The organism is Gemmatimonadota bacterium, assembly GCA_026705765.1.
GTDB lineage: Bacteria > Latescibacterota > UBA2968 > UBA2968 > UBA2968 > VXRD01.
Map to the genome: position 1 here is coordinate 1 of JAPPAB010000015.1, position 3,639 is coordinate 3,639.

Consider the following 3,639-nt stretch of genomic DNA (forward strand, 5'->3'; position numbering starts at 1 on the left):
ACAACAATGTCAGAACAAAAAATGAAAAATCTCAGAAAATAGGGGGGAACTTCCGCTTTCAGGTGAGCGGCTTGGTCGGGTTATTGTGGATATTCCTGGGCGGTCTGTTCTGGAGTTTTCATCCTATTCGCGGGGTGGTTATTCTTCGCATTTTTTCATCAAACTGCGAAGAGCCATGCCAGCAAACCGATTACCGATGAGTACGATCCGGGACATTTTACAACTTTATTTTGAATCGAATGGGTCGGTTCGTGCGATTGCCCGTAGCGTGGGCATCGGGCGAAGTTCCGTATCACGGATTCTGGATCGAGCGAGAGTGACCAATCTCAACTGGCCTCTGCCCGCGGAGATGAGTGATGACAAACTTCGGGAGCTGCTTTATCCGATCACTGCCCCCGGTGCCGGTTCACCGCATCCGGTTCCCAATTGGGTGGAGGTCCACAAAGAGCTGGTTCGACACCGATCGTTGACGCTGCGTCAACTCTGGAGAGAATATATTGAGGCGAATCCAGCGGGATACCAGTACAGTCGTTATTGCGATTTATATCGCGGCTGGCGTTGCAGTCAGGCGGAAGTAGTGATGCACTTGACGCACAAGGCTGGCGAGCGTCTTTTTGTGGATTATTCGGGCAAGAAGCCTTGTATCCAAGATCCGATCACGGGCGAAGTGAAGCCCGCCGAGTTGTTTGTCTGTGCCCTGGGGGCTTCGGGGTATCTGTATGCCGAGGCCACCGAAACCCAAACGGCGAAAGACTTTCTGGGATCGGTCCGCCGGGCATTTGAATTTTATCAAGGGATTCCCCGCATCCTTGTGCCGGACAACATGAAAGCCGCCGTGATTCAGTTCCGAACGGATGACACGCCCATCCTGAATCGGTCATTGCGTGACTTGACCCGGCATTACAAGGTAGACGTGGTACCCGCACGCCCTCGGCGGCCACGGGATAAATCAAAAGCCGAGGGCGGCGTGTTATTGCTGCAGCGACAAATCCTGGGGGCCCATCGAAACACGACGTTTCTGAGCCTTGTCGACGTCAATGCCATCATTCTGCAGGAGGTCCATACACTGAATCAGGCCCGATTCCAAAAAATCAATACCTCTCGGAAGCAACTGTTCGAAGAGCTGGATCGTCCGGCGCTGCGTCCCTTGCCCAAACAGCCGTATGAGTATGCACGGTGGGTGAGCAAACGCAAGGTTGGCTTTAACTACCATGTACAAATTGAGAATTATCATTACAGCGTTCCCTATGCCTATGTGGGCAAATTCGTCCGCGCACGGATCTCGGAAGAGATCGTCGAGATTTATGATGACCAGATGCGGATTGCCTCGCACCGCCGCGGGTGGAGTGCTGGACAGTATACCACCGTGGTGGCGCATATGCCGAGAGAGCACCAGGAATATGCCGACTGGCGGCCCGAACGGTTTGTCAACTGGGCCAAAAAGATTGGTCCGCATACCACCGTGCTCATTGAGGCCATCTTTGCGGAAGCGGAGGTGGCCGAACAGGTCTATCGTCGCTGCATGGGGATTCTCAAACTGGCCAGTGAGTATGGACATGACGCCATGGAACAGGGCTGCGAGATGGCCCTGAATCTGCAGACCCCGTACACGGCGACCGTCCGGCAGTGTGTCCAACAAGTGGCGACGCAACTCCACCAGCCTCAGTATACTCCCATTGAGAATACCAATGTGCGGGGAGCCACGTATTATTCATCCATCGAATCCTCCTGATGCTTGTACATCCAACTCTTTTAAAACTTGAACAGATGCGGCTGCGGGGCATGGCCGCCGCCCTACGGGATCAATTGGACACCCCCGATATGGACGCCATGCCCTTTCTGGACCGTCTTGGACTCATGGTCGACCATGAAGAAGCGGTGCGGGCGGATCGGCAGCTGGCCCGACGCTTGAGCACCGCCAACCTGCGCCTTCCGGCCAGTATGGCCAATCTGGACTACAGCACCGCGCGCGGTCTGGACAAACGCGTAATGCTCCATCTGGGCCGTTGTCAGTGGATTCGCCGTCGACAGAATGTGATCATTACCGGCCCCACTGGAGTCGGCAAAAGTTATGTCGCCTGTGCGCTGGCCCATAAAGCCTGTCTGGAAAACTTCAAAACCCGCTACTTCCGACTGGCCCGACTCCTGGAAACGCTCTAGACCGCCCGCCAACAGGGAAGTTATCTGAAAACGTTGAAACAACTCGCGCGCATGGATGTCCTGGTTCTGGACGACTGGGGACTGCACCGAATCCATCATCTGCAGCAACGCGACCTCATGGAAATCCTGGATGATCGATACACCGTGCGATCAACCATCGCCACAAGTCAGTATCCCCTGGATCAATGGTATGAAACCATGGAGGATCCGACCTTGGCCGATGCCGTCCTGGACCGACTCGTCAACAATGCACATAAAATTGCGTTGACCGGAGAGTCCATGCGCAAGGTAAAAGGACAGAAAGAATTAGAACACGAACACGAATCATGACTCAAATCACGTTCACAAAATTCACTGTCCCACTTCAATCGGATTGCTGTCCCGCATCCCTCGGAATGGGTGTCCCACTTACTCGGAATACGCAAAAAAATATATGTTCCACAGATTATTTCCTGCATGGAGATTATTTGTATGTGTCTTCAGTGTGGGAAGAGTGTGTATACGGCTACGAGTTTGAATTGGAGAGAGGGCGCGTGGTCATTTGAGGCGATCTGAGACCCTTATTTGCGATCAGTGGTCTAGTGCTCGTTGATCCTGTACCGCCTCAGATCGCCTCTTCGGATAGATCGTAGCAGCTTCGTCACAACGGCCGCCAAGCGGGCCATGCATGAAAATTCATGGCCCCTGCAGCACCGATTCCGGCGTGTGGCCGACTCGGTCAATGTGTCCGATCATATAACAAAACTCCAGAAGTGGCCGGATTTCACCGTGATCGCGTGGATGGGTAAAACATAACATCGACTATGTCCCGTTGGCCGCACTCACCCATACTCGAAGCATGTGTTTGCCTTGCCCCTATATCTACAGCTTCGAACATCGCACATAAATACAATGGCATTCCCTGCGTCCCACTTGCGATCATGTCTCGCCCATGAGATTACGCCTTATTCTTGAAGAAGCTTTAATGCCCCGTAGACCGTCCATAAAGGCATCTCCGTAACCTCGGCAATTTTGGAAACACTTCATAAAAATCGCATTAGATTATCTTTGCTCACGTCCAATCCCACGAGCGTTACTGTGAACATCAGTACTATCTGTTGTGATCTTTTCGGCATCTTGGGCGAAATCTCAACGTACCTCACCCATTGAACTGGCTTGAAACGGGCTATTAGTTCCATGGGGATAAAGTCTTCATTCGCTCAGCTTGACTGTCACCGGTCAATCTGTAGTACGCTCCCAGTTGCGGCCGCTGATTACGTTCCGCGCCCGTTCTGGATACCGAAACATTGCCTCCACAGCCTATTTCAATACACCCCTTTTCGCCCACCTGCTTCAGGCATTGCTGAAGCAGGTGCGACTTCTTACCGCATCCTTTCGTGGACAGGTTCTCCAATTCGTCGATCATGTGTTCACGATCCGTCCTGAGGGAAGAGTAGTGCTTAAACATTACGAAGTCCTTTGCAGGTACTCTGGATCAAG

Annotated in this window: 2 protein-coding genes and 1 pseudogene; all 3 read left to right on the forward strand. The window is 52.7% G+C overall.

What is annotated here, in order from left to right; all coding sequences use genetic code 11:
• On the forward strand, positions 1-200 hold a 200-nt coding region (locus OXH16_01975), incomplete at its 5' end, for a hypothetical protein (GenBank protein MCY3680136.1).
• Positions 197-1,732: an IS21 family transposase gene (gene istA / locus OXH16_01980; GenBank protein ID MCY3680137.1), complete on the forward strand. Its 1,536-nt coding sequence runs from the start codon at positions 197-199 to the stop codon at positions 1,730-1,732. The genes OXH16_01975 and istA, both read left to right, overlap by 4 nt.
• A pseudogene (gene istB, locus OXH16_01985) lies at positions 1,732-2,490 on the forward strand (IS21-like element helper ATPase IstB). Before istA ends, istB begins: the two are co-directional and overlap by 1 nt.
• Positions 2,491-3,639: the final 1,149 nt, after the last annotated feature.